The following is a 26,613-nucleotide window of genomic DNA, read 5'->3' as shown; positions in this document are numbered from 1 at the left end:
AACAACCGGGCAGCGTGAAATAATTAGCGCTGATAATCTAGCAGGAGTTAATGATGTTTGCAGGTTTACCTTCACTGAGCCACGAGCAGCAGCAGAAAGCAGTTGAACGCATTCAGACGTTAATGTCCGAGGGGATGAGCAGCGGCCAGGCCATTGCGCAGGTGGCAGAAGAACTTCGCGCCACCCATACCGGCGAGCGGATCGTGGCGCGTTTTGAGGATGATGAAGAAGAATAACCGGCGCGTTATACCGCGGCGATAATCTTAATCTCAACCTTATATTGCGGTTTCATTAGCGTGGCCTGTACGGTGCAGCGTACCGGCGCGTGGCCCGCGACTACCCACGCATCCCAGGCCTTGTTCATGGCCGCAAAATCATCTTTATTCGCCAGAAAAATGGTCGCATCCAGGATCTTCGATTTATCGCTGCCCTGTTTTTGCAGGATAGCGTCAATCTGTGCCAGGGTGTTGGCCGTCTGCTCAAAGGCGTCGGCATCCAGATTCTCCGGTACCCCGGTGTAGTAGAGGGTCTGGTTGTGGATCACCACATCAGACCAGCGGGCTTCGGCATCAATGCGCACAATTGTCATAAACGTCTCCTCGTTATTTTTTCATTGCCGGGCAAGACTGCCATATTGTCTCGCCGCCGTCACTATCGACTGGCGCAAGGCCCGGCAGCCTGACATAATCCCCTGTGCAAAATTACAGGGGGCAGAGTGGCAGACGATTTCGCAGCAGACGGGCAGTTAGCAAAAGCAATTCCTGGCTTTAAACCGCGTGAGCCCCAGCGCCAGATGGCGCATGCCGTCGCGCGCGCGATCGATAACGGGCAGCCGCTGGTCGTGGAAGCGGGGACCGGGACCGGGAAAACCTACGCCTATCTGGCGCCTGCGCTACGGGCGAAGAAAAAGGTCATTATCTCGACCGGTTCGAAAGCGCTTCAGGATCAGCTTTACAGTCGCGATCTGCCCACCGTGGCCAAGGCTCTCAAATATAAAGGTCGGCTGGCGCTGCTGAAGGGTCGCTCAAACTACCTCTGCCTCGAACGCCTGGAGCAACAAGCGCTGGCGGGGGGCGATCTGCCGGTACAAACGCTGAGCGATGTCATCATCCTTCGCGCCTGGGCCAACCAGACCCAGGATGGCGATATCAGCACCTGCGCCAGCGTGGCCGAAGATTCTGCCGCCTGGCCGCTGGTCACCAGCACCAACGATAACTGCCTCGGTAGCGACTGCCCGCTCTATAAAGACTGCTTCGTGGTGAAAGCGCGTAAGACGGCGATGGACGCTGACGTCGTGGTGGTCAACCATCACCTCTTTCTGGCCGATATGGTGGTGAAAGAGAGCGGCTTTGGTGAACTGATCCCCGAGGCTGACGTGATGATCTTCGATGAGGCCCATCAGCTGCCGGATATTGCCAGTCAATATTTCGGCCAGTCCCTCTCCAGCCGTCAGCTGCTGGATCTGGCCAAAGATTTCACTATCGCTTACCGCACCGAACTGAAGGATACCCAGCAGTTACAAAAATGCGCGGACCGTCTGGCGCAGAGTACACAGGATTTCCGCATGCAGCTGGGCGATCCGGGCTTTCGCGGCAATCTGCGTGAACTTCTGGCAGACAATACTATTCAGCGCGCACTCCTGCTGCTGGATGATGCGCTGGAGCTCTGCTATGACGTGGCGAAATTATCTCTGGGCCGCTCCGCATTACTGGACGCCGCCTTTGAACGCGCCACCCTCTACCGTGCCCGTCTTAAACGCCTGAAAGAGATCAACCAGCCGGGATACAGCTACTGGTACGAATGTAACTCGCGCCATTTCACCCTGGCCCTTACGCCGCTTACCGTGGCGGACAAATTCAAAGAAGTCATGGCCGACAAGCCGGGGAGCTGGATTTTCACCTCGGCGACCCTCTCGGTAAATGATGACCTGCACCACTTCACCGAACGACTGGGGATTAACGAGGCGGAGTCGCTGCTGCTACCCAGCCCGTTTGACTACGCGACTCAGGCGCTGCTCTGCGTGCCACGCAACCTGCCGCTACCGAATCAGCCCGGCGCGGCGCGCCACCTGGCGGCGATGCTTAAACCGATGATCGAGGCGAACAACGGGCGCTGCTTTATGCTCTGCACGTCTCACGCCATGATGCGCGACCTGGCAGAGCAGTTCCGCGCCACCATGACCCTGCCGGTGCTGTTACAGGGTGAGACCAGCAAAGGCCAACTGTTGCAGCAGTTTGTTAGCCACGGCAATGCCCTGCTGGTGGCAACCAGCAGCTTCTGGGAAGGGGTGGATGTCCGCGGCGATGCGCTTTCTCTGGTCATTATCGATAAGCTGCCCTTTACCTCGCCGGACGATCCGTTGCTGAAGGCCCGTATGGAGGATTGCCGCCTGCGCGGAGGCGATCCCTTCGACGATGTGCAGCTACCGGACGCGGTGATCACCCTTAAACAGGGGGTAGGGCGTCTTATCCGCGATATAGACGACCGGGGCGTGCTGGTGATCTGCGACAACCGGCTGGTGATGCGCCCTTACGGTGCAACCTTTATTGCCAGTCTGCCGCCCGCGCCGCGTACGCGGGACATCAACCGAGCAGTGCGTTTCCTGGCCGCGCCATCGGCGGAGTAATTTGCCCTGGAGTGTGCTAAGATGCGCGCCATTTTGTATTGACCCACTGCGAGAGCGCGACAACTGATGCGAATTCTGGCTATTGATACCGCCACAGAGGCCTGTTCTGTTGCCCTGTGGAATGACGGTGCCATCTCTGCTCATTTCGAAGAGTGCCCACGAGAACACACCCAGCGCATTTTACCGCTGGTAAAGATGATCCTGACTCAGGGCGACACCACTTTAACCGACCTCGACGCGCTGGCCTTTGGCCGCGGCCCGGGGAGCTTTACTGGCGTGCGTATTGGCATCGGTATTGCGCAAGGGCTGGCGCTGGGTGCAGGGCTGCCAATGATTGGCGTCTCTACCCTGGCAACCATGGCGCAGGGCGCCTGGCGTAAAACTGGCGCCACCCGCGTGCTGGCCGCCATTGATGCCCGCATGGGTGAAGTTTATTGGGCGGAGTACACCCGTGATGAACAGGGCGTCTGGCACGGTGAAGAGAGTGAAGCGGTACTCAAGCCGGAAGCCGTCAGCGAACGGTTGAAGCAGCTTTCCGGCGTCTGGGCAACGGTGGGTACGGGCTGGAAAGCCTGGCCGGATATGGCGCAGGCGAGTAGCGTAACGCTGGAAGAGGGCGAGATGTTGCTGCCTGAAGCCGAAGACATGCTCCCCATCGCCTGCCAGCTGCTGGCAGCAGGTAAAACGGTGGCGGTAGAGAAGGCCGAACCAGTTTATTTACGAAACGAGGTGGCATGGAAGAAACTTCCAGGCCGCGAGTGAATCTCAGTATCAGGAACTGAGAAAAAGGGGTCGCATCATGGCGGTTCATAATTATGTAGTACGCCTTCTGGCGGCCGGCGCGGTGGCGCTGGCATTGAGTGGATGCGTATCGGTACCGGACGCCATCAAGGGCAGTAGTCCGACGCCGCAGCAAGATCTGGTCCGGGTGATGAACGCACCTGAACTTTACGTCGGCCAGGAAGCGCGTTTTGGCGGTAAGGTGGTCGAGGTGTACAACCAGCAGGGTAAAACCCGGCTGGAGATTGCCACGGTCGCACTCGATAGCGGCGCGCGTCCGATACTGGGCGAAGCGTCACGTGGCCGTATCTATGCGGACGTGAACGGGTTTCTCGACCCGGTTGATTTCCGTGGGCAACTGGTCACCGTCGTGGGTCCTATCACCGGTACGGCGGAAGGCAAGGTGGGCAGCACCCCCTATAAATTTATGACCATGCAGGCCAACGGCTACAAACGCTGGCATGTTACGCAACAGGTCATGATGCCGCCGCAGCCTATCGATCCCTGGTACTGGGGACCCCATCCGTACCGTTATGGCGGCTACGGTGGCTGGGGCTGGTATAACCCCGGTCCAGCTCGCGTTCAGAACGTAGTAACAGAGTAACTTACTGTTATTATTGAAAAAGAAACAGCGGCCTCGCCGCTGTTTCTCGTTTTATACGGATATAACAAAAATAAATAGTGACGTGCTTCGCAACCCGAAAAGCGGACAATTAATAAACTGGTACGCTGAGTTAATATAATGTTAACACTTTGTATTTAACCGGGGTTGTGATGACGACAAATACTCATTTCAGAGGTGATTCATTGAATAAGGTTTGGCTAAACCGTTATCCCGCGGATGTTCCTGCGGAGATCAATCCTGACCGCTATCAATCCCTGGTTGAACTGTTTGAACATTCGGTGGCACGCTATGCCGACCAGCCCGCGTTCGTGAACATGGGCGAGGTCATGACCTTCCGCAAACTGGAAGAGCGCAGCCGGGCTTTTGCCGCCTATCTCCAGCAAGGCTTAGGGTTACAAAAAGGGGATCGGGTGGCATTGATGATGCCAAACCTGCTGCAATACCCGGTCGCGCTGTTTGGCATTTTGCGAGCAGGCATGATCGTAGTTAACGTCAACCCGCTCTATACCCCACGTGAGCTGGAGCACCAGCTGAATGACAGCGGTGCGGCGGCGATTGTTATCGTCTCTAACTTTGCCCACACGCTGGAAAAAGTGGTGGACAAAACTCAGGTCAAACACGTGATCCTGACGCGGATGGGCGATCAGCTCTCCACCGCGAAGGGTACGCTGGTGAACTTCGTCGTCAAATACGTTAAGCGGCTGGTACCCAAATATCACCTGCCAGATGCTATCTCCTTCCGCCGGGCCCTGCAGACGGGCTACCGCATGCAGTATGTTAAACCCGAAATCGTCCCGGAAAATTTGGCGTTTCTGCAATATACCGGCGGCACCACCGGCGTAGCGAAAGGGGCGATGCTGACCCATCGAAATATGCTGGCCAACCTCGAACAGGTAAACGCCACCTACGGCCCGCTGCTCCATCGTGGCAAAGAGCTGGTGATCACCGCGCTACCGCTGTATCACATTTTTGCACTAACCATGAACTGCCTGCTCTTTATTGAACTGGGCGGACAAAACGTGCTTATTACCAACCCGCGCGATATCCCGGGCCTGGTGAAGGAGCTGGCGAAATACCCCTTCACCGCCATGACCGGGGTCAACACCCTGTTTAATGCACTGTTGAACAACAAAGAGTTCCAGCAACTCGATTTCTCAACCCTGCACCTCTCTGCCGGTGGCGGTATGCCGGTGCAGCAGGCGGTTGCCGAACGTTGGGTGAAACTGACCGGCCAATATCTGCTTGAAGGCTACGGGCTCACCGAGTGCTCGCCGCTGGTCAGCGTCAACCCGCACGATATTGACTATCACAGCGGCAGCATTGGCCTGCCGGTGCCCTCGACGGAAGCCAAACTGGTGGATGATAACGATAACGAAGTGGCGCCAGGCGAGCCCGGTGAGCTCTGCGTGAAGGGGCCTCAGGTCATGCTGGGTTACTGGCAGCGTCCGGACGCCACCGATGAGATCATCAAAGACGGCTGGCTTCATACCGGCGATATCGCCGTGATGGATGACGAGGGTTTCCTGCGTATTGTCGATCGCAAAAAAGATATGATTCTGGTCTCCGGATTCAACGTCTATCCCAACGAAATCGAAGAAGTGGTTATGCAGCACAACGGGGTGCAGGAGGTAGCCGCTGTGGGCGTACCGGCCGGCACAAGCGGCGAAACGGTGAAGATTTTCGTGGTGAAAAAGGATCCGTCGCTGACCGAAGAGGCGCTGATTACCTTCTGCCGACGCCAGCTTACCGGGTATAAAGTCCCGAAACTGGTTGAGTTTCGTGATGAACTGCCAAAATCCAACGTCGGCAAGATATTACGACGAGAATTACGTGACGAAGCGCGCGCCAAAAGCGACAATAAGGCCTGAGCTTCGTGTGAGTCACCCCAAAACGCTGGCTAAGCCGGCGTTTTTTTATGGGCGCAAACCAAAGAGAACTTGTTTTGAATTACCAGATGATCACCACCAACGACGAGCTGGCCTCCCTGTGCGATGTCACGCGTGATGCACCCGCTATCGCCCTGGATACCGAGTTTGTTCGTACCCGCACCTACTATCCACAGCTGGGCCTGATCCAGATGTATGATGGCAAACGGCTGGCCTTAATTGACCCGCTGGGCATCACCGACTGGGCGCCGCTGCGCGAGCTGATGCTGAACACCGCTGTGACCAAATATCTGCATGCCGGGAGTGAAGATCTGGAAGTCTTCCTGAATACCTTCGGCATTATGCCGCAACCGCTTATCGACACTCAGATTCTGGCCGCCTTCTCCGGTCGTCCGCTCTCCTGGGGCTTTGCCGCGATGGTCGAAGAGTACACCGGACTGGCTATCGATAAGAGCGAATCCCGTACCGACTGGCTGGCGCGTCCGCTTACCGAGCGTCAGCTTGATTACGCCGCCGCCGACGTTTTCTATCTGCTGCCCATTGCCGGACAGCTGATGAAAGAGGCCGAAGCCTCTGGCTGGCTGCCAGCCGCGCTGGACGAGTGCCGGATGACACAGCAGCGTCGTCAGGAGACCGTCGACCCGAAAGACGCCTGGCGCGACATCAATAACGCTTCACAGCTGCGTACGCGCCAGCTGGCTTGTCTGCAGTTGCTGGCGGAATGGCGTCTGCGTAAAGCCCGCGACCGCGACATGGCGGTGAATTTTGTGGTGCGGGAAGAACATCTCTGGGGCGTGGCGCGCTTTATGCCGGGCAGCATGGGTGAGCTGGACAGCATTGGCCTCTCCGGCAGCGAGATCCGTTTCCACGGCAAAACGTTACTGGCGCTGGTGGCCAAAGCGCAGGAGATCCCGGAAGACGAACTGCCGGAACCGCTGTTGAATCTTATGGACATGCCTGGCTACCGTAAAGCGTTTAAAGAGATCAAGGCGCTGGTCCAGGAGGTGGCGACAGAAAGCAAACTCAGCGCAGAGCTGCTGGCGTCACGTCGTCAAATCAATCAGTTGCTCAACTGGCACTGGCAGTTAAAACCGCAGAACGGGTTGCCGGAGCTGATGGCAGGCTGGCGCGGGGAGTTGATGGCTGAACGCCTGAACGCACTGCTGAAAAACTATCCGCTGTAAGAAGGGTAGGCCGGGCAGCGCGCTGCCCGGCGCTATACGTCACTAGGAACGTGACTCTTCCGCTTCTGGTAGGGTGACGTTGAGCTCCAGAATCGAGATATCCCCGTCCCGTTGCTCCAGCTGTACAGAGACCATTTCCGGGTCAATCTGCACGTATTTACAAATCACTTCCAGAATGTCTTTACGCAGCTGAGGCAGGTAGTGCGGCTCAGCGTCGCTGCGGCGTCGTTCCGCCACAATAATTTGCAGTCGCTCTTTCGCGATGTTGGCGGTGCTTTTTTTCCGCGAGAGAAAAAAGTCCAGTAATGCCATAACTTATCCTCCGAACAGGCGTTTGAGGAAACCTTTCTTCTCTTCTTCAATGAAGCGGAAAGGACGTTCTTCACCAAGCAGACGGTCCACGGTATCAGCATAAGCTTTACCCGCGTCGGCGGTGGCGTCGAGAATAACAGGTTCACCCTGGTTTGACGCGCGCAGCACGGACTGATCTTCCGGGATAACGCCCACCAGTTTAATGCGCAGAATTTCGAGCACGTCTTCCATGCTCAGCATGTCACCTTTGTTGACCCGGCCCGGGTTGTAGCGGGTGAGCAGCAGGTGTTCTTTGATTGGATCCTGTCCATTTTCCGCACGACGGGATTTGGACGCCAGGATACCCAGGATACGGTCGGAGTCACGAACAGACGAGACTTCAGGGTTGGTGGTAATGATGGCTTCATCAGCAAAGTAAAGCGCCATCAATGCACCGGTTTCAATCCCTGCCGGCGAGTCGCAAACAATGAAGTCAAACTCCATCTTTTTCAGCTCATCCAGCACTTTCTCCACGCCTTCACGCGTCAGCGCGTCTTTGTCGCGCGTCTGAGACGCGGGGAGGATATAGAGATTTTCCGTGCGCTTATCTTTGATCAGCGCCTGGTTTAGGGTGGCATCGCCCTGAATAACGTTAACGAAGTCGTACACCACGCGACGCTCGCAGCCCATGATCAGGTCGAGGTTACGCAGGCCGATATCAAAATCGATAACGACGGTTTTCTTTCCCTTCTGGGCCAAACCAGTAGCGATGGCCGCGCTGGAGGTGGTCTTGCCAACGCCTCCTTTACCCGAAGTAACAACAATAATGCGTGCCATAGAAATTCCTTGTTAAAAAGGGATCAATTCAACGGTTGAACAGTCAAAGCGTTATCTGCCAGTTGCAGACGCGCCGCTTTGCCATAAAATTCGGCCGGGATTTTATCGCTCAGCCAGTAAACCCCTGCGATGGAAACCAGCTCCGCCGACAGGTGGGTACAAAAAATTTGCGCGTCGCGATCGCCACTGGCGCCGGCCAGCGCGCGTCCACGCATGCTGCCATAAATATGAATATTGCCATCCGCGATCAGTTCCGCGCCCGCGCTAACGTGGTTGGTCACAATTAAGTCACAGTTTGGCGCATAAATGCGCTGACCGGAACGAACCGGCAGATCAATCAATCGCGTTTTTGTGACTGTGCTATCAATTTCAACCGGCGGGGCAGGCGGAGCGGCCTCGGTGGGGGCGGCGCGTGGGGCTTTTTCTTTGCCTTCATTCAACAGCGGCAGGCCAGCCCGATCGATTTCAGCTTTCAGTTCGGCATCTTTGCAGCCGCTAATGCCCACGATCCGTAGTCCGGTAGAGGTCACCGCCTGCTGCAGGCGCTGCCAGTTGATCGGTGCGTCAAGGTCGCTAACATTAATGACCACGGGAGCATGTTTTAGAAATGCGGGCGCCTGAGCGATTTTGTCTTCTAACGCCTGACGAATAACCTCGGGTTTTGCATCATGCAAATGAACCACTGATAAGGTGAAGCTACTGCCTTTAAGCTCGATGGGCGTGTTTGACATCCTGGCCTTACTCAATTTGCTTTGAACCGCGACGTATCCGACGCGATATTCCGAAGAGTATCAGGCATGTTATAGTCACTATTATATTGAGGCAAGCAACCACCCATTAATTCAGAGTAAAAGTATGTTTTGTGTGATCTATAGAAGTACCAAACGCGACCAGGCTTATCTGTATGTCGAAAAAAAAGACGATTTTTCCCGCGTACCTGAAGAATTACTGAAGCAGTTTGGTCCACGCCAGCTGGCGATGCTTCTGCCGCTGGATGGCCGTAAAAAATTGATCAATGCCGACCTCGAAAAAGTAAAAACCGCACTGGCCGAGCAAGGCTATTATTTACAACTTCCTCCTCCTCCGGAGAATTTACTTAAACAGCATCTTGCGGAGCAGGGAAAAAAGTAGTTCAGAATTATCTGTCAGCGTCACATTAACCTTTTAGGGGACGATTATGTATCAGCATCATAACTGGCAAGGGGCATTACTCGATTATCCTGTAAGTAAAGTAGTTTGCGTAGGCAGTAATTATGCGAAGCATATTCAGGAAATGGGTAGCGCGGTTCCGGACGAACCCGTGCTGTTTATTAAGCCTGAAACAGCGCTTTGCGATATTCGCCAGCCGCTGGCCCTGCCGCAGGGGCTGGGATCAGTCCATCATGAAGTTGAGCTGGCGGTACTGATTGGCGCAACGCTTCGTCAGGCCTCGGAAGAGCATGTCCAGAAGGCGATTGCGGGTTATGGTGTGGCGCTGGATCTGACGCTGCGCGACCTACAGGGCAAAATGAAAAAAGCCGGTCAGCCGTGGGAAAAAGCCAAAGGTTTTGATAATTCCTGCCCGATCTCCGGATTTGTGCCTGTTTCTGAATTTCCTGACGATCCACAAAATACCCCGCTCAGCCTCAAGGTGAACGGCGAAGTGCGTCAGGAAGGCACCACGGCAGACATGATCCATAAAATCGTCCCGCTTATTGCCTATATGAGCCGTTTCTTCACCCTGAAACCGGGTGATGTGATCCTGACGGGCACCCCGGATGGGGTTGGGCCGTTGAACAGCGGGGATGAACTGGAAGTGGCTTTTAACGGCCAGTCGCTGAAAACCCGCGTGCTGTAAGCACAGCTTGCCGCCGCTAATGGGCGGCAAAACTTGCATCCCCGTGCCAGACTGGTTATAAGGTGCGCTTTCTTTTTGACGTGTGGACATCCTTATGAGCGAAATCCCTTTCTGGCAAAGCAAAACTCTCGACGAAATGACCGACGCGGAGTGGGAATCGTTGTGCGATGGCTGCGGGCAGTGCTGCCTGCATAAGCTGATGGATGAAGACTCTGATGAGATCTATTTCACTAACGTCGCCTGCAACCAACTCAATATTAAAACCTGTCAGTGTCGTAATTATGAGCGTCGCTTCGAGCTTGAGCCGGACTGCATAAAATTGACCCGCGATAACCTGCCAACCTTCGAGTGGTTGCCGCATACCTGCGCCTATCGTCTGCTGGCGGAAGGGAAAGGTTTACCGACGTGGCACCCGTTATTAACCGGTTCGAAAGCGGCGATGCACGGCGAGCGTATTTCGGTACGCCATATTGCGGTGAAAGAGTCTGAGGTGCGCGACTGGGAAGACCACATTTTGAATCATCCCAATCGTTAAGCATAAAAAAACCCGCCGAGGCGGGTTTTTTTATTCGCATTCATTACCGACCAAACAGATCGCGTTTTTTCGGTTTGAAGGGTTGGGCAATCAGTACCAGCAGCGCCACGATGAAGTAAGCCGCAAAAATACCAACCAGCCACTGCGGCATCTCCAGTGACAGAAACTCCCACTGACGCACAGAGCAGTCGCCCGATGCCACGAACACCTGCGGCAGCCATTTATCCAGCGGCAGCCAGCCTGGGAAGCGAGCGGCAAAATCGCAGGTCATAAACGGCGAGGGGTGCAGCTGGATCATGGTGTGCTGCCAGGCCAGCTCAACGCCTTGCCAGGCGCTGTATAACCAGATGGCGATAGCCGCGTAGCGTAACGGCGTCTTCGGCGCGATAGCGCCGACCAGACCGGCACCCATAATGCCAAATAGTGCACAACGCTCATAGATACACATCACGCAGGGTTGCAGCAGCATCACATGCTGGAACCACAGCGCGACCATTTCCAGCGCAAAGGCGGTCAGCGCCATCAATAACCACGCTCCGCGACCGCGCGAGCACTGGTTCAAAAATCTCAACATAATCATTTCCCTGGGACATGCTTAGAAAGCGCAGTGTAAACGAATTCATTTCACACGCCACCTGCTCAGCGAAAAATAAAACGTAATCGGATATTTATCATGCGGAAAGTCAAACCGGGCATCTGACTGCCCGGTTTGACTGACTTATTGCGCGGCCAGTATACCCGCCCCGATCATCCAGTGGGTAAGAGGAATCAACATAATTTTGACGCACAACAAACCAACCAGCGTTAAGACCACCGTGTAGGGCAACGCCATCCATACCATGCGGCCATAAGAGAGCCTGATGAGTGGGGCCAGCGCAGAGGTGAGCAGGAAGAGGAAGGCGGCCTGACCGTTTGGAGTGGCAACCGAGGGGAGGTTAGTCCCGGTGTTGATCGCCACCGCCAGCATCTCGAACTGCTGGCGATCAATGGCTCCGCTCTCCAGCGCCGCTTTGGCTTCGTTAATATAGACCGAGCCTACAAAGACGTTATCCGAAATCGACGACAGCAGGCCGTTAAAGAGATAAAACAGCGTGAGCTGCGCGTCCGGCTCGGCCTGCAGAACAAAGTGGATAATAGGCGCAAACAGTTGCTGATCAACAATGACCGCCACCACCGCAAAAAAGACCGCCAGCAGAGCGGTAAAAGGCAGCGCCTCGGTAAACGCCTTGCCGATGGCGTGTTCGTCGGTCACGCCGGTGAGCGAGGTGGCGAGAATAATCACCGACAGGCCAATCAGGCCTACCTCAGCAAGATGAAACGCCAGGGCAATGATCAGCCAGACGCCAATGACCCCCTGGACAATCAGGTTAAGCGTCTGCTGACGAGTCCGCTGGCTGCGGCTTTTCGCATCATAATCCTGCAGCACCTGGCGTACCGGGGCAGGCAGTTCAGTCCCGTAGCCAAACCATTTTCTCTTTTCCACCAGCCAGCAAGTGAAGAGCCCGCACACCAGAACTGGCACGCTAACGGGTGCAATGCGCAGGAAGAAGTCACCAAAGCCCCAGCCCACTGCTTTAGCGATAATCAGGTTCTGCGGCTCGCCGACCATGGTCATGACGCCACCCAGCGCGGTACCCACCCCGGCGTGCATCATCAGGCTGCGTAAAAAGGCGCGAAACTGCTCCAGCACATCGCGCTGTTGGGCATCGACATGGCTGTCATCCTGTAGCGTCTCTGCCGGGCGCGAGGAGGCGAACCGGTGATAAATATCGTAAAAGCCCACGGCGACGCTGATGACCACCGCCACTACCGTCAGCGCATCCAAAAACGCCGACAGGAATGCGGCTGCGCAGCAGAAAGCAAGGGAGAGCAGGGTCTTTGACGGAATGCTCAGCAGCAGGCGCGTGAAGATAAACAGCAGCAACTGCTTCATAAAGAAGATCCCTGCCACCATAAACATCAGCAGCAGCAAGACTTCCAGATTATTCGCCAGCTCTGTTTTCACGTGGTCCGCGCTGGTCATGCCGATCACGATCGCCTCGAAGGCCAGCAGCCCACCGGGCAACAGCGGATAACATTTTAGCGCCATCGCCAGGGTGAAAATAAACTCCGCCACCAGCAGCCAGCCCGCGGTGAAGGGATGAATGAAAAAGATCACCGGGTTGATAATCAAAAATGCGAGAAGAGTCAGTTTGTACCAGTCCGGCGACTGACCTAAAAAATTGCGCCAAAAAGCGCGCCCATAAGAGATTTCCACAGCAGATTTCCTTGCCCATCACATAATTACAATTTAAGTATACGCAACTGAGCTGCACAGGGGGCATGGAGGCAGACGTAAATTGACAAAAATAGAACAGCGATCCCTTTTTTCTCGCGTCGCTGCGCTATCTGCCTCTGCCTGCCTCTGGTATGATGAGTCCATTAGCAAAAAGCTGTGTAATGGAAATCTCACTATGGTCATTAAGGCGCAAAGCCCGGCGGGTTTCGCGGAAGAGTACATCATCGAAAGCATCTGGAATAACCGTTTCCCACCTGGATCGATCCTTCCCGCTGAACGAGAACTCTCTGAACTGATTGGCGTTACCCGTACTACCTTACGTGAAGTGTTGCAGCGTCTGGCCCGCGATGGCTGGCTGACGATCCAGCATGGCAAACCGACTAAAGTGAATAACTTCTGGGAGACATCAGGGCTGAACATCCTCGAAACGCTGGCGCGCCTCGATCATGAAAGTGTACCGCAGTTGATCGATAACCTGCTCTCTGTGCGCACGAACATCTCGACTATCTTCATCCGCACGGCATTCCGCCAGCATCCGGACCAGGCGCTGGAAGTGCTGGCCCGTGCAACCGAAGTTGAAGATCATGCCGATGCCTTTGCCACCCTGGATTACAACATCTTCCGCGGCCTGGCCTTTGCCTCCGGCAACCCAATTTACGGGCTGATCCTGAACGGAATGAAAGGTCTGTATACCCGCATTGGGCGTCACTACTTCGCCAATCCGGAAGCCCGCGCGTTGGCGCTCGGTTTTTACCACAAGCTCAGCGAGCTCTGTTCAGAAAACCAGCACGATCAGGTATACGAAACCGTACGCCGCTACGGTCATGAGAGTGGTGAGATCTGGCACCGTATGCAGAAGACGCTGCCCGGCGATCTGGCCATTCACGGTCACTAAAAAAAAGCCTCTCATCGAGAGGCTTTTTTGTTTACAGCGTGTTCATTCGCGGAGGGCAACGTTCCAGTAACTCCACGCTGCCATCCTCGTTTTGCTGCTCCAGCGTGACGTCAAATCCCCACAGACGATGCACATGTTTCAGCACCTCTTTGCGTCCCTTATCCAGCGGCGCGCGATTATGCGGGATATAACGCAGCGTTAATGAACGGTCGCCCCGCAGGTCCACATTCCATACCTGAATATTGGGCTCAAGGTTACTCAGGTTGTACTGAGAGGAGAGGCGATTGCGAATCTCACGGTATCCCTCTTCATTATGAATCGCGGAAATCTCCAGATAGTTATTGCGATCGTCATCCATGACCGTGAACAGGCGGAAGTCGCGCATCACTTTGGGGGACAGGAACTGGCTGATAAAGCTCTCATCCTTAAAGTCGCGCATCGCGAAGTGGAGCGTTGTCAGCCAGTCTGAACCGGCGATGTCCGGGAACCAATACTTGTCCTCTTCTGTCGGCGTCTGGCAAATACGCTTGATGTCCTGGAACATGGCAAAGCCCAGCGCGTAGGGGTTGATCCCGCTGTACCAGGGGCTGTTATAGGGCGGCTGGAACACCACATTCGTGTGGCTATGCAGAAACTCCAGCATAAAGCGCTCGGTCACTTTGCCTTCGTCATACAGGTGATTAAGGATGGTGTAGTGCCAGAAGGTGGCCCAGCCTTCATTCATCACCTGGGTCTGTTTCTGCGGATAGAAATACTGGCTCACCTTGCGCACAATGCGCAGAATCTCACGCTGCCAGGACTCCAGCAGCGGGGCGTTTTTCTCCATAAAATAGAGCAGATTCTCCTGCGGCTCGGAGGGATAGCGGCGAGCCTCGGGCATGGCCTTCTCCTCCTCGCGTCTTGGCAGGGTACGCCATAGCGTATTCACCTGGCTTTGCAGATACTCTTCGCGGCTTTTCTGCCGCGCTTTCTCCTCCTGCAAAGAGATCTTCTGCGGGCGTTTGTAACGATCCACACCATAGTTCATCAGCGCGTGGCAAGAGTCGAGCAGCTTCTCCACCTCATCCACGCCGTAGCGCTCTTCGCACTCGGTGATGTATTTTCGGGCGAAAATCAGATAATCAACAATCGAACTGGCGTCGGTCCAGCTACGGAACAGATAGTTGTTCTTAAAGAAAGAGTTGTGTCCGTAACAGGCGTGGGCCATCACTAACGCCTGCATGGTGATGGTGTTTTCTTCCATCAGATAGGCAATGCAGGGGTTAGAGTTAATCACAATTTCATACGCCAGCCCTTGCTGGCCATGCTTGTAGAGGCGTTCGGTTTCGATAAATTTTTTGCCGAATGACCAGTGCGGATAGTTGATGGGCATCCCGACGCTGGAGTAGGCGTCCATCATCTGTTCGGAGGTAATGACCTCAATCTGATGAGGATAGGTATCCAGACGGTACAACTTTGCCACCCGATCGATTTCTGCCAGATAGACATCCAGCAGCTCGAAGGTCCAGTCGGGTCCGTCATTGAGACGTGTGCTGTCCTTATTCATCGAATCAATAGTAGCCATTAGCGCGCCCTCATTGTGATTAGCTCTCTCTGTCTGGAGAACCTCTTTTCAAGCATAGAACACCCCATTCAAAAGCGTGCTGGCGCAGGATTTTTTTCTTTGCGATTTCCCGTTTTCAATACGGGGTGAAATGGGGTGCCGGCAGAATTTTATACTGGTTAAAAATGACGCGTAGCAGGAGATGCCAAATAACGCCCATCCCCGCCTGATGGGGAAGGTGTGAGATAAGTCACCATAAAAAAGCCGTATGTTGAATAATATTTTCATCTGAGTTATCAATCTGTAATCAGAAGATTGTTCTTTTGCTTATTAACGGAGTGGCTATGCGTGTTGTCATACTGGGAAGTGGCGTCGTTGGCGTAACCAGCGCCTGGTATCTGAGTCAGGCGGGACATGATGTGACCGTCATCGATCGGGAGCCGGGCCCGGCCCTGGAGACCAGCGCCGCGAACGCGGGGCAGATTTCGCCAGGCTATGCGGCGCCATGGGCGGCACCCGGTGTGCCGTTGAAGGCGATTAAATGGATGTTCCAGCGCCATGCGCCGCTGGCGATAAGCCTGGATGGCACCCAGTCTCAGTTGAAGTGGATGTGGCAGATGCTGCGTAACTGCGACACGCGCCACTATATGGAGAATAAAGGCCGCATGGTGCGCCTGGCCGAATACAGCCGCGACTGCCTGAAAGCGCTGCGCGCCAGCACCAATATCCAGTATGAAGGACGGCAGGGCGGCACCCTGCAGCTGTTCCGCACGGCGCAGCAGTACGAGAACGCCACCCGTGATATTGCGGTGCTGGAGGATGCGGGCGTGCCTTATCAACTGCTGGAAGCCAGTCAACTGGCCCAAATTGAGCCTGCGCTGGCGGACGTGGCGCATAAACTGACCGGCGGCCTGCGTCTGCCTAACGATGAAACCGGCGACTGCCAGCTCTTCACCCAGAACCTGGCACTGATGGCGGAGCAGGCAGGGGTGAAATTCCGTTACAACACCGCTGTCGATCAGCTGCTGTACGAAGGGGAAAAAATCTACGGCGTGAAATGCGGGGAAGAGGTGGTCAAAGCTGACGCCTACGTTATGGCCTTTGGCTCATACTCCACCGCCATGCTGAAAGGCATTGTCGACATTCCGGTCTATCCGCTGAAGGGCTACTCGCTCACCATCCCGGTGAAAGAGGAGAGTGGCGCCCCGGTTTCGACCATTCTCGATGAGACTTATAAAATTGCCATCACCCGCTTTGATAACCGCATCCGCGTGGGTGGCATGGCTGAAATTGTCGGCTTTAACACCGAGCTGCTGCAGCCGCGGCGTGAAACGCTCGAGATGGTCGTCGGGGATCTTTTCCCACGCGGCGGTGTTATCGAGCAGGCCACTTTCTGGACCGGGTTGCGTCCGATGACGCCGGACGGTACGCCTGTGGTAGGCCGCACGCCGTTTAAAAACCTGTGGCTCAATACCGGCCACGGCACGCTGGGCTGGACCATGGCGTGTGGCTCTGGTCAGCTGCTGAGCGATTTGATCTCCGGGCGGACGCCGGCAATTCCGTTTGATGATTTAAGTGTGGCGCGCTATCGTCCGGGATACTCTCCGTCACGCGCACAACACCTGCACGGCGCACATAACTAATAAAGGAGTCGTCATGTCCCGTCCCGTTCTGGCACAGATCGATTTGCAGGCCCTGAAGGATAACCTGCAGGTTGTGCGTCGCGCTGCGCCAGCTTCACGCGTCTGGTCGGTGGTCAAAGCCAATGCATATGGCCATGGTCTGGATCGCATCTGGAGCGCCTTAAGTGCTACCGATGGTTTTGCCTTACTCAATCTTGAAGAGGCGATCCTGCTGCGTGAGCGCGGCTGGAAAGGGCCGATTTTGCTGCTCGAGGGGTTCTTCCATGCGGATGAGTTACCCCTGCTGGATAAATATCGTCTTACCACCAGCATTCACAGCAACTGGCAGGTCAAAGTTCTGCAAAATGCGAAACTGCACGCGCCGCTGGATATCTACGTGAAGGTCAACAGCGGCATGAATCGGCTGGGCTTCCCACCTGAGCGGGTGCACAGCGTCTGGCAGCAGCTGCGCGCCATGCAGAATGTGGGCGAAATGACCTTAATGTCCCACTTCGCCGAATCAGAACTGCCCGACGGAATTACCGCGCCAATGGCGCGTATCGAACAGGCGGCCGAGGGGCTTAACTGCCCGCGCTCGCTCTCTAACTCGGCGGCCACGCTCTGGCATCCTCAGGCCCATTTCGACTGGGTACGCCCCGGCATCATTTTGTACGGCGCCTCGCCGTCGGGTCAGTGGCAGGATGTAGCCAATAGCGGAATAAAACCGGTGATGACCCTGCGCAGCGAAATTATCGGCGTACAGACCCTGAAGGCGGGTGATGCCGTAGGTTATGGCAGCCGCTACCGCGCCAGCGGGGAGCAGCGGATCGGCATCGTGGCGGGGGGATATGCCGACGGGTATCCACGCATCGCCCCCAACGGTACCCCGGTATGGGTGGATGGGGTACGCACCGGCACCGTTGGCGCTATCTCAATGGATATGATGGCCATTGACTTAACGCCGTGCCCGCAGGCGGGTATCGGTTCACCGGTTGAGCTCTGGGGCAACGAGATAAAAATTGATGATGTCGCCGCAGCGGCAGGCACCATAGGTTACGAGTTGATGTGCGCCCTGGCACCGCGGGTACCGGTCGTGACGGTGTAACTTAACGCGGATTGTCATGCCAGCCAGCTAAGTCGGTTGGCATTGTTCCGTTAACTAAACCATCTCCGTTTTATGCCATTACCTCTGGGCCTGCTCAGGGACGTAGGGATTGACAAGGGGGACCCGATGGTCCCCCTTGTCACGTTCACGGGTGGTGTAATGCTATATTCCGCTGGACATGAGGTGAACGGAACAATTCCCCGTGCTTAACTGATCGGCATTACAAACTTCAGATTGCCGTAAGCAAGACCGCTACTCTTCAGCATCCTCAGCAACGCGAACACCCACCTTCAGGACTGCATTATCTTGCTTCTCAGCGACGGTCCAGATCATCCCCGCAAACTCCACCTGATCACCCACTACCGGCGCGGCGCCTAGCAGTTGCTGAATAATCTCACCCAGCGTCTGCTGTTGTTGGCGATACTCCAGACCTTCATCAAGACCGTAGATCAAGGCCACGTCGGCAAACTTGGCACTGGCCTCCAGAATAAAATCACCGAAGAAGCGCTGATCCAGCGCCACCGGCGGCGACTGGCTAAACAGCTTGCCCAGCGCAGGCAGGTCTCGCTCGCGGCCAATCACGCAGAGAATATCGTTCTCGCGCAGGCGCGTACTGCCGGTCGGGTGCAGCAGAGCGTTATCACGAAACAGCGCGGCGATGCGTGTTTCGCTGGGCATGTGCAGGTCGCGCAATGACGCGCCCACGCACCACTTATCGGCGCTGAGCTGGTAGACAAATTGTTCCCACGGGTTCTCCGGATGAATATCCAGCCCGACGCGGGAGACCGGCCAGCCGACCGGCGGCACCACCACTTTGGCTTTTTTGGCCGCCCAGCCCAGCGAGGTCCCCTGGAAGAGTAACGAGACCAGCACCACAAAGAAGGCCACATTGAAGAACAAGCGGGCGTTTTCCAGCCCCGCCATCATCGGGAAGACGGCGAGGATGATCGGCACCGCGCCGCGTAAACCAACCCAGCTGATAAAGATGCGCTCGCGCAGGTTAAATCCGCGGAACGGCAGCAAGCCAGCAAACACCGACAGTGGACGCGCGAAGAAGATCATCCATGCCGATAAGAGCAGCGCCGGTACGGCAATTGGCAGCAGATCGGACGGGGTCACCAGCAGCCCCAGCACCAGGAACATGCCAATTTGTGCCAGCCAGGCTAGCCCGTCGAAGTTCTGCAAAATGGCGTGCCGGTTACGGATAGGCCGGTTACCCAGCAAAAAGCCGCACAGATAAACCGCCAGGATGCCGCTGCCATCCAGCGCGGTGGTAAGGGCAAAGATCAAAATCCCGCCGCTGAGCGCCAGTAAGGGGTAGAGACCGCCAGGCAGCGAAATACGGTTAATCATCTGCTGGAGCAAATACCCCCCGGCGAGACCGATAATGATCCCCAGACCAAACTGCTGGATGATGTGCCAGGCGAACATCCAGCTGAGGCCGGTTTCGTGCTGCTGAATCATCTCAATCAGCGTGATGGTAAGAAATACCGCCATGGGATCGTTGCTGCCGGATTCAATCTCAAGCGTGGAGCCGACACGTTCGTTGAGCCCCTTGCCTCCCAAAAGAGAAAACACCGCGGCGGCGTCGGTAGAGCCGACAATGGCGCCAATCAGCAGCCCCTCCATGATATCCAGCTTAAATAACCATGCCGCCATCATTCCCGTCAGGCCTGAGGTAATAAGCACCCCGACCGTGGCCAGCGACAGGGCCGGGCCCAGCGCTACGCGAAAGGAGCTCGCCTGCGTGCGCATGCCGCCGTCAAGGAGGATCACCGCCAGCGCGAGGTTACTGATCATGTACGCCATGGGGTAGTTATCGAAAGGAATACCGCCCACGCCATCAACGCCTGCGAGCATGCCGATAGCCAGGAAAATAACCAGAATAGGTATGCCGAGACGGGAAGAAAACGAACTTAATAAAATACTACAGGTTACAAGAACTGAACCCAGGATAAAGAGACTGATTATTGCTGCGGCATCCAATGTTTGCTTACTCCCGCCTGACGCTGTGACTGTTATTAAAACCCTAACATATTAACGACACTCACAGCGTTTAAATGAGGCGGTTAAGCACCTTTTTTTATGACTTTATGACCGGATGGCCGCTAACCGTCAAAGAGGTGCCCTTTTCATCGTTTAAAAGGACTGCCTGCGCACCCAGCGGCAGCGTGACCGTCTGCTGTTCGTGGCCGAAATCGAGTCCGGCGATCACCGGTACCGCTACTCTACTACGAAGGTAATCGATCATGGTTTGCAGATCGTAGCCGGCATCGTAATCATTGGCCGCTGCGCCGCTAAAACTGCCCAGTACAATCGCCCGCTGGCGCGCGAGGATACCCGCATGATGTAGCTGCAACAGCATGCGTTCAACACGGAACGGATGCTCATTGATATCCTCCAGCACCAGGATGCCGTTCTCAATGACGGGTAGCCAGGGGGTGCCAATCAGCGATACCAGCATCGCCAGGTTGCCGCCCCAGAGTTGACCCTCGCAGGTGCAACGGGGGCCCTGACCCTGCCAGTCCAGGGTGAAGGTAGGATTTCTCAGCGCCCGCCAGAAATGATCGATGGTAAAGGCATCCAGCGTCGGGGCGCCGAAATTGCCCGCCAGCATGGGGCCGCTAAAGGTGATGACATTGTGCAGTGCCAGCAGACCCAACTGAATCACGGTAAAATCACTGTGACCGCAGATGAGCAGCGGATCCTGCTGCTGACGTCTCGCCAGCCCTGCCCAGTCAATCTGCTCCAGCAGGCGGCTGGCACCGTAGCCGCCGCGTACCGCCATCACAATTTGATCAGCGCCGGGCAGCGTGGCTAGCGCATTGATATCGTTCAGTCTCTGCGCTTCGGTGCCGGCGAAACGTTGCTGGCGGCGGGGTACAATTGTCTGATTTTGTACGCTATGGCCGCTCTCAATGAGACGCGCTATTCCCCGCTGCGCCGCCTCCTGGTTTATGCAGTACCCGGACGGAGCGATAAGATGAAACTGAGACATGGCATTTCCTTGCTGACTTATAAAACCAAATGTATATATCATGCCGCTTGTTATTGCCCTTCAGCAAGTGGATGAGAGGGCAGCTGCGATGACTGGCCATAAGGATAGATGACGTGAAATTGAGATGGTTTGCTTTTTTGATGGTATTGCTGGCGGGCTGTTCGTCGAAGCAGGATTACAAACAACAACCCTGGAACCCGGAAGTGCCGGTCAAACGCGCTATGCAGTGGATGCCTATCACCGAAAAAGCCGGTGCGGCATGGGGGGTGAGCCCACGGTTGATCACCGCTATTATCGCGGTGGAGTCGGGTGGTAATCCGACGCTGGTGAGTAAATCCAACGCGGTTGGGCTGATGCAGCTTAAAGCCTCCACGGCCGGGCGCGAAGTGTATCGCTATATGGGCTGGAAGGGTGAGCCCTCTACCAGCGAGCTGAAAAACCCGGAGCGCAATATCTCGATGGGCACGGCCTATCTGAGTATTCTCGAACACGGCATTCTGAAGGGAATTGAAGATCCGGAAGTGATGCAATATGCGCTGGTGGTCTCATACGTGAACGGGGCAGGCGCGTTACTGCGAACCTTCTCGTCGGATCGTAAAAAGGCAATAAGCGAGATCAACGATCTTAATAAGCAGGAGTTTTACGATCACGTAGTGCAAAACCATCCGGCTCCGCAGGCACCGCGCTATATCTGGAAAGTACAGAAAGCGATGGACGCGATGTAAAAACAGGCCGGGCAGCCCCACGCTGCCCGGTTATCCTCAGCGCACTTTGTTCGCGCGCTCGCGCGCATCGCGTTCCAGTGAGAAGATGATACGTTGCAGGTCGCGCTCAACCGCCGGACTGACGTTCAGGAAGCGGAAGCTGAGACGCGGGGTAGAAATGGTCTCGTTTTTACCGTCCACCACTTGCCGCTCGCTCACGGAGATCAGCTGGGCATCGACGCGAAATACCCCCCAGTTCGCCATATCCAGTTCAAGCTGCGAAAAACGCATTCCTTCCACCAGCGACTCCGGTTTCGCGCCCTCCATTAATGCGCCCATCCCCCCCAGCGAGAGGTCATACAGGCGAAAGCGCAGTTCACTCTTGTCCGGCATTTTGGCTCTGCAGTAGTAAGCAGGGTGCAGTGGCGCAGGAATACGGAAAAACTCGCGACGCTGAATAAACCAGACGGAATCGGGCAGGGGGGCAACGAAAGCAGGCAGCGACTGATACTCTCCTTCTTCAAATGCCGGCAGCGTGAATTCAACCTTGGCGCCTTTGGTATCTGCCGTGACGCAGAGGCTCTCGGCGCGCAGCACCGCGCGGTTTTCATAGTCCTGGCTACCCAGGTCGATAATCACGTTATCAGGTGAGAGGTCGAGAATCTTGCTAATAAACTGGTTGTTGCCCCAGCTAATACGCACCGGGACATCATTTTTTTGCAGGTCCCGTAATACACCTAACACAGCCAGCGGATTGTTTTTCAGGAACTGCTCACTGTAATTACTCACGCCCTGGGGCTCCTCGATATTGAGAGACTATCCCTGAGTTATCGGCAGCACCTGCGCAGAACTTAATACAAACCAGGGATTTTTTTCGCCGAGCCGGGCGAATTAAGTCAGTGAGAAGAAAATGATTTTCTCACCATTGCCTATACTTACATTACCTGCGCGGACAGGTGTCTCGCGCACCTTTCAAAGCAAGAGGGCATCGCTATGGGTATCATCGCCTGGATTGTATTTGGTCTGGTTGCTGGCGTTATCGCCAAGTTTATTATGCCTGGTCGTGATGGCGGCGGCTTTATTCTGACCTGTGTCCTGGGCGTCGTGGGTGCTGTCGTGGGCGGCTGGCTGGCCACCATGTTCGGTATCGGCGGCAGTGTATCTGGTTTTAATTTGCACAGTTTCCTGGTCGCCGTGGTCGGCGCCATCGTTGTGCTGGGTATATTCAGGTTGTTACGTCGCGCATAACGTCGTAAAAAAGGCCCTCATCTGAGGGCCTTTTTCTTTATTGCGCGGCCTGAGCCTGCGGGGCAGGCTCATCGTTTGCCGCGGGTTGGTTTGCGGGCAGGCTATCGCACGGTTTCTCTTTAGGACAAACCAGGCTCAGCATCTGTAGGGTCACGCCGTTAGTCCAGCCGAAACCATCCTGCAGCGGATATTCGCCGCCACCGCCACCCGTGCCGGTGGTAGAGACGTCATATTTCTCCACCAATTTTTTCTCCCGGTCGTAGGTGTGCTGTACGTTGGTCAGGAAGCGCCAGGTCACATCCATCGCCACTTTTTTATGCCCGTAGTTCTGCAACCCTTCGGTTGCGACCCACTGCAGCGGCGCCCAACCGTTTGGGGCATCCCACTGCTGACCGCTGTTAACGGTAGTGGTAGTAATGCCACCGGGTTTCAGCAGACGCGACGCGGTGGCCTTCGCCACTTTATCGGCGCGATCCTGCGCAGCCGCATTCACATACAGCGGGAAGAGTGCAGCGGCGGTCAGCTGGTTACGGACCTTTTTGGTTTTCAGGTCGTAATCGGCATACCAGCCCTCTTTATCATTCCACAGGTGGCTCTCCATCGCCTTCTGACGTGCGCTCGCCAGGCCGTCATATTTGCTGGCCGCGGCGCTGTCACCCGCTTCCTGACTGGCTTTTGCCAGCAGTTTTTCCATCTTGAACATCAGGGCGTTCAGATCCACCGGCACAATGCTGGTGGTGCGTATGGTGCCCAGCTTTTTCGGGTCGTCCATCCAGCGCGAACTGAAGTCCCAGCCGGAAGCGGCCGCAGAACGCAGATCCCGGTAGATCTCCGTCGCTGGTCGATCGGGGTTGTTTTTGGCGGTAGTCACATCATCCATCCACGACTCCGGACGCGGCGTGTCACGATCGTCCCAGTAGCGGTTGAGAATGGATCCATCCTCCAGTTTCACCACGCGTTGATTAGCCTGGCCCGGCTGGAGTGCATCGACGCCCTCCATCCAGTAGGCATGCTCTTTCTCCATCTGAGGACGGTACTGCTTCAGCGCCTCGGGATCGTGGGTCGCCAGTAACTCTACCATCAGTGAGAAGAAAGGCGGCTGGGAGCGGCTCAGGTAGTAGCTGCGGTTGCCGTTAGGAATGTGTCCCCAGGCGTCGATCTCATGCCCGAAGTTCGCCACCATATCGGCAATCTTATCCCAGTGGCCGCTCTGCGCCAGCCCCAGCATGGTGAAATAGCTGTCCCAGTAATAGACTTCACGAAAACGGCCGCCCGGCACTACGTACGGCTTAGGCAGCGGAAGCAGGGAGTCCCATTTGCCGGCGGTATCGGTGGTGCGCGTCAGCACGGGCCAGAGACCATCGATATGTTCACGCAGACTCTGTCCTGCGGGGGGAACATACTTTTCGCCCGCTTTGGGCAGGGTGAAGTTCATATCCACAAAATGGCGCAGATCGAAGCCGGACTGATTTCGCTGCATACGGTAATCGGCCAGGATCATCAGCGGATCGCTTTTTGGCACCGCATCGGCAAAGGTCTTCTGGTCGGGGAAGAGCTTGGCGCTCTGTACATCATTAAACAGCGGACCAAACAGGATATCAGGGGATTGCGGCTGCCCGGCAGGGGCATCGTCGGCAAGGCTACAGGCGCTAAAACCAAGCAATATGCCACCCATTGCCAGCCGCAGCGCAGGGCGCAGTTGAGGTGTTATCATGGTGATTCTCCTTAAGTTGCTGAGCAGCGTGTCCGCTGTCATCAATCACTTGAAAACCTTAGACGAATCTGAAACATTTCGCGTGCCGGATACGGCATTTTGCGCAGTTACAGACAATTTACCGCTGCGCAGGTGCCAGAGTAAAAGTGCGCTTTTTTGCCTTTTCACCGGATTAATTCCCGAGCCTGCACTACCTTCATAACCGGGTTAACATAAAGGGAGTGCTCATGAAATTTCTGTCTCTGTTCGTTCCAGCCATGGTGATGCTTGTCGGCTGCGGGGCGAATAACACGCCGCCGCAAACGCCGATCCCCGGAGAGAAGACCTCCGCGACTCTCAGTACGCTGGAAACGGGTGCGCAAGTCATTCAGTCTCGCCCCCCTATTGATGCCATTAGCGCTTATCTGGATGGTTTCCATTTCTATAGCGGGGATAAAAATGGACAAATGGAGGCCCATCATTATGTGACGGTACTGAATGACGATGTCATGCAGGCGGTCATTTATGATGGTAATACCCGGGATGCCCGGCTGATGGGAGTGGAGTACATCATCAGCGAACGTCTCTTTAACACCTTACCGCCAGAAGAGAAAAAACTCTGGCACAGCCATCAGTACGAAGTGAAATCAGGGAGTCTGGTGGCGCCGGGGCTGCCTGCCGTCGCGGATAAGGCGTTAATGAAAAAAATTGTGAACACCTACGGCAAGACCTGGCACACCTGGCATACCGATCGGGATAAAAACCTGCCGCTGGGTATACCGGCACTGATGATGGGCTTCACGGGAGAAGGGCAACTCGATCCTGGGCTGCTGGCGGATCGCGATCGTCGTCTGAAGATCAATACGCAGGAGATTAAACGTCAGCGCGCTGATATCGTCGCGCACCCGGTGGCGAAGGGGGCCAACGCCTGGCAGCACGGGGAGGTCATACAGCTCCAGCGCGTGAAGGGAAGTGGAGAGCATGGCAAGGGTGATACCGCGCATTTCGGCACGTCTGAACAGCATTCACCTTAAAGATCATAAAGATGGGATCCGGTTAGTGGTAGGCCAGCACGCGTCGTAAAACGGGCAAAAAATATACTGGATATTTAAACAGGCATTTGTATACTATTAGAGCAAATTACCCGAGTATTGTATGAGTGAGGGGTGAATCCTATGGTAATTCCTGTTGAAAGTTTCCCGTCCTATGAGCAGCCTGCCACCATCAGCAGCCGTGAAATCGCGAAGGTGATCGGTATGACCCATACCGAGGTGAAGCGCATGGTTAAAAGCCTGGAAACGGCGCAACGTCTTTCGCAGCCGGTGACGGCGAGTGTTTATGAGCGTGAAGGTGAAATGCGGCAGGAGTTTTTGCTGAACAAACGCGACTCACTGCTGACGGTGTCGCGCATCTCTCCGGCCTTTACCGCCACCATGCTGGATCGCTGGCAGGAGCGAGAGAAAAGCGTCAATCTTCCTGATTTCACTAATCCGGCAGCGGCGGCGCGCGCGTGGGCCGAGCAGTATGAAAAACGCCAGCGTGCGGAGGAGGAACTTGCCCGTTCCGCCCCAAAGGCCGCCTTTTTTGATCAGTTCATTAGCGTGAATACATCGCTGGGCTTTCGTCAGCTTTGTAAAATGCTGAACGCGAAAGAGCCTGCGTTCCGGGCATTTTTACTGGAGCGTAATATCATGCAGCGCGTGGGGGGAACCCTGGTACCGCCGCAGCATCATATTGAGGCGGGCTATTTTACCCTGCACAGCGGCGTGGGTGAAAACCAGCACAGCTGGTCTCAGGCTCGCTTTACGGCGCGCGGCGTGAAATGGGTTGCCGGACTGTGGGCAAAACACCTCTCTTCGCTGTTGATTGAGGTACCGCGCGATGAGCGCAGCGAGGGGGCAACCCCAGGGCAAAACTGGCTCTAAC

The 26,613-nt window shown here is 55.6% G+C and carries 27 protein-coding genes; 16 read left to right on the top strand and 11 right to left on the bottom strand.

Annotated features, from left to right (window positions below):
• The first annotated feature begins 53 nt into the window (after positions 1 to 53).
• Positions 54 to 236 carry a YoaH family protein gene (locus WFN75_RS08875; RefSeq protein ID WP_040075189.1) on the top strand — a complete coding sequence of 61 codons (183 nt, stop codon included), beginning with the start codon at positions 54 to 56 and terminating at the stop codon, positions 234 to 236.
• Positions 237 to 244: 8 nt separating this feature from the next.
• On the opposite strand, the gene WFN75_RS08870 is transcribed toward WFN75_RS08875, so the two are convergent.
• Positions 245 to 589: a RidA family protein gene (locus WFN75_RS08870; protein WP_040075190.1), complete on the bottom strand. Its 345-nt coding sequence runs from the start codon at positions 587 to 589 to the stop codon at positions 245 to 247.
• A gap of 126 nt (positions 590 to 715) precedes the next feature.
• Between WFN75_RS08870 and WFN75_RS08865 the strand changes: the two genes are divergently transcribed.
• The 5 genes from WFN75_RS08865 to rnd all read left to right on the top strand — a co-directional run bounded on the left by WFN75_RS08865 (position 716) and on the right by rnd (position 7,101).
• Positions 716 to 2,626, top strand: a complete 1,911-nt coding sequence (locus WFN75_RS08865) for an ATP-dependent DNA helicase (RefSeq protein WP_046885136.1) — start codon at positions 716 to 718, stop codon at positions 2,624 to 2,626.
• 66 nt (positions 2,627 to 2,692) lie between these two features.
• Complete coding sequence (gene tsaB / locus WFN75_RS08860) at positions 2,693 to 3,388, top strand: tRNA (adenosine(37)-N6)-threonylcarbamoyltransferase complex dimerization subunit type 1 TsaB (RefSeq protein WP_040075192.1); 696 nt, start codon at positions 2,693 to 2,695, stop codon at positions 3,386 to 3,388.
• 37 nt (positions 3,389 to 3,425) lie between these two features.
• Entirely contained in the window at positions 3,426 to 4,010 is a 585-nt protein-coding gene (locus WFN75_RS08855; RefSeq protein ID WP_040075193.1) for a Slp family lipoprotein, read from the top strand.
• Positions 4,011 to 4,213: 203 nt separating this feature from the next.
• Positions 4,214 to 5,899 (top strand): long-chain-fatty-acid--CoA ligase FadD, encoded by a 1,686-nt coding sequence (gene fadD, locus WFN75_RS08850; RefSeq protein ID WP_336996040.1) that lies wholly within the window; start codon positions 4,214 to 4,216, stop codon positions 5,897 to 5,899.
• Positions 5,900 to 5,973: 74 nt separating this feature from the next.
• Positions 5,974 to 7,101 (top strand): ribonuclease D, encoded by a 1,128-nt coding sequence (gene rnd / locus WFN75_RS08845; protein ID WP_263616530.1) that lies wholly within the window; start codon positions 5,974 to 5,976, stop codon positions 7,099 to 7,101.
• 42 nt (positions 7,102 to 7,143) lie between these two features.
• On the opposite strand, the gene minE is transcribed toward rnd, so the two are convergent.
• The 3 genes from minE to minC are packed head-to-tail and all read right to left on the bottom strand — an operon-like array spanning position 7,144 to position 8,960.
• Positions 7,144 to 7,413 (bottom strand): cell division topological specificity factor MinE, encoded by a 270-nt coding sequence (minE, locus tag WFN75_RS08840; RefSeq protein WP_040075196.1) that lies wholly within the window; start codon positions 7,411 to 7,413, stop codon positions 7,144 to 7,146.
• A gap of 3 nt (positions 7,414 to 7,416) precedes the next feature.
• Positions 7,417 to 8,229: a septum site-determining protein MinD gene (gene minD, locus WFN75_RS08835; protein WP_040075197.1), complete on the bottom strand. Its 813-nt coding sequence runs from the start codon at positions 8,227 to 8,229 to the stop codon at positions 7,417 to 7,419.
• Positions 8,230 to 8,252: 23 nt separating this feature from the next.
• On the bottom strand, positions 8,253 to 8,960 hold the full coding sequence (minC, locus tag WFN75_RS08830; protein WP_046885140.1) for a septum site-determining protein MinC: 708 nt from the start codon (positions 8,958 to 8,960) through the stop codon (positions 8,253 to 8,255).
• A 124-nt stretch (positions 8,961 to 9,084) separates the two neighbouring features.
• Between minC and WFN75_RS08825 the strand changes: the two genes are divergently transcribed.
• The 3 genes from WFN75_RS08825 (at position 9,085) to WFN75_RS08815 (ending at position 10,601) form a co-directional block, all read left to right on the top strand.
• Positions 9,085 to 9,360, top strand: coding sequence for a YcgL domain-containing protein (locus tag WFN75_RS08825; protein WP_040075199.1), 276 nt, complete (start codon positions 9,085 to 9,087; stop codon positions 9,358 to 9,360).
• Positions 9,361 to 9,406: 46 nt separating this feature from the next.
• Complete coding sequence (locus WFN75_RS08820; RefSeq protein ID WP_046885141.1) at positions 9,407 to 10,066, top strand: fumarylacetoacetate hydrolase family protein; 660 nt, start codon at positions 9,407 to 9,409, stop codon at positions 10,064 to 10,066.
• Between the two features lie 94 nt (positions 10,067 to 10,160).
• A complete protein-coding gene (locus WFN75_RS08815; protein ID WP_040075201.1) occupies positions 10,161 to 10,601 on the top strand; it encodes a YcgN family cysteine cluster protein in 441 nt (146 codons plus the stop codon).
• A 43-nt stretch (positions 10,602 to 10,644) separates the two neighbouring features.
• Here WFN75_RS08815 and dsbB read toward each other — a convergent pair whose 3' ends face one another.
• Positions 10,645 to 11,175, bottom strand: coding sequence for a disulfide bond formation protein DsbB (gene dsbB, locus WFN75_RS08810; protein ID WP_040075202.1), 531 nt, complete (start codon positions 11,173 to 11,175; stop codon positions 10,645 to 10,647).
• A gap of 144 nt (positions 11,176 to 11,319) precedes the next feature.
• The gene (gene nhaB / locus WFN75_RS08805; RefSeq protein WP_212475646.1) at positions 11,320 to 12,858 is read right to left on the bottom strand and encodes a sodium/proton antiporter NhaB; all 1,539 of its coding nucleotides are present in this window, start codon (positions 12,856 to 12,858) and stop codon (positions 11,320 to 11,322) included.
• A gap of 196 nt (positions 12,859 to 13,054) precedes the next feature.
• Between nhaB and fadR the strand changes: the two genes are divergently transcribed.
• Positions 13,055 to 13,774, top strand: a complete 720-nt coding sequence (gene fadR / locus WFN75_RS08800; protein ID WP_336996039.1) for a fatty acid metabolism transcriptional regulator FadR — start codon at positions 13,055 to 13,057, stop codon at positions 13,772 to 13,774.
• Positions 13,775 to 13,805: 31 nt separating this feature from the next.
• Here fadR and WFN75_RS08795 read toward each other — a convergent pair whose 3' ends face one another.
• Entirely contained in the window at positions 13,806 to 15,338 is a 1,533-nt protein-coding gene (locus WFN75_RS08795; RefSeq protein ID WP_040075205.1) for a SpoVR family protein, read from the bottom strand.
• A gap of 323 nt (positions 15,339 to 15,661) precedes the next feature.
• On the opposite strand from WFN75_RS08795, the gene WFN75_RS08790 reads away from it, so the two are divergent.
• Both WFN75_RS08790 and dadX read left to right on the top strand, forming a co-directional pair.
• Positions 15,662 to 16,960: a D-amino acid dehydrogenase gene (locus tag WFN75_RS08790; protein ID WP_040075206.1), complete on the top strand. Its 1,299-nt coding sequence runs from the start codon at positions 15,662 to 15,664 to the stop codon at positions 16,958 to 16,960.
• Positions 16,961 to 16,973: 13 nt separating this feature from the next.
• Positions 16,974 to 18,044 carry a catabolic alanine racemase DadX gene (dadX, locus tag WFN75_RS08785; protein ID WP_207291904.1) on the top strand — a complete coding sequence of 357 codons (1,071 nt, stop codon included), beginning with the start codon at positions 16,974 to 16,976 and terminating at the stop codon, positions 18,042 to 18,044.
• Between the two features lie 252 nt (positions 18,045 to 18,296).
• Here the strand turns inward: dadX and WFN75_RS08780 are convergent, their stop codons facing one another.
• Together WFN75_RS08780 and ldcA are read right to left on the bottom strand one after the other, a co-directional pair.
• On the bottom strand, positions 18,297 to 20,030 hold the full coding sequence (locus tag WFN75_RS08780) for a potassium/proton antiporter (RefSeq protein ID WP_336996038.1): 1,734 nt from the start codon (positions 20,028 to 20,030) through the stop codon (positions 18,297 to 18,299).
• Between the two features lie 97 nt (positions 20,031 to 20,127).
• Positions 20,128 to 21,042: a muramoyltetrapeptide carboxypeptidase gene (ldcA, locus tag WFN75_RS08775; RefSeq protein WP_336996037.1), complete on the bottom strand. Its 915-nt coding sequence runs from the start codon at positions 21,040 to 21,042 to the stop codon at positions 20,128 to 20,130.
• 113 nt (positions 21,043 to 21,155) lie between these two features.
• On the opposite strand from ldcA, the gene emtA reads away from it, so the two are divergent.
• Positions 21,156 to 21,767, top strand: a complete 612-nt coding sequence (emtA, locus tag WFN75_RS08770; RefSeq protein ID WP_040075211.1) for a membrane-bound lytic murein transglycosylase EmtA — start codon at positions 21,156 to 21,158, stop codon at positions 21,765 to 21,767.
• A gap of 36 nt (positions 21,768 to 21,803) precedes the next feature.
• On the opposite strand, the gene ycgR is transcribed toward emtA, so the two are convergent.
• On the bottom strand, positions 21,804 to 22,535 hold the full coding sequence (ycgR, locus tag WFN75_RS08765) for a flagellar brake protein YcgR (protein WP_286782399.1): 732 nt from the start codon (positions 22,533 to 22,535) through the stop codon (positions 21,804 to 21,806).
• Between the two features lie 204 nt (positions 22,536 to 22,739).
• Between ycgR and WFN75_RS08760 the strand changes: the two genes are divergently transcribed.
• Complete coding sequence (locus WFN75_RS08760; RefSeq protein WP_046885150.1) at positions 22,740 to 22,994, top strand: GlsB/YeaQ/YmgE family stress response membrane protein; 255 nt, start codon at positions 22,740 to 22,742, stop codon at positions 22,992 to 22,994.
• A gap of 37 nt (positions 22,995 to 23,031) precedes the next feature.
• Here WFN75_RS08760 and WFN75_RS08755 read toward each other — a convergent pair whose 3' ends face one another.
• Entirely contained in the window at positions 23,032 to 24,708 is a 1,677-nt protein-coding gene (locus tag WFN75_RS08755; protein ID WP_207291901.1) for an alpha,alpha-trehalase, read from the bottom strand.
• A 227-nt stretch (positions 24,709 to 24,935) separates the two neighbouring features.
• On the opposite strand from WFN75_RS08755, the gene WFN75_RS08750 reads away from it, so the two are divergent.
• Positions 24,936 to 25,721 carry an OBAP family protein gene (locus WFN75_RS08750; protein WP_040075216.1) on the top strand — a complete coding sequence of 262 codons (786 nt, stop codon included), beginning with the start codon at positions 24,936 to 24,938 and terminating at the stop codon, positions 25,719 to 25,721.
• Between the two features lie 141 nt (positions 25,722 to 25,862).
• Positions 25,863 to 26,612 carry a phage antirepressor KilAC domain-containing protein gene (locus WFN75_RS08745; RefSeq protein ID WP_040075218.1) on the top strand — a complete coding sequence of 250 codons (750 nt, stop codon included), beginning with the start codon at positions 25,863 to 25,865 and terminating at the stop codon, positions 26,610 to 26,612.
• Position 26,613: the final 1 nt, after the last annotated feature.

It is taken from the genome of Leclercia sp. UBA7405 (genome assembly GCF_037152215.1).
Lineage (GTDB): Bacteria > Pseudomonadota > Gammaproteobacteria > Enterobacterales > Enterobacteriaceae > Enterobacter > Enterobacter pneumoniae.
This window is presented reverse-complemented; position numbering and strand designations above follow the sequence as displayed.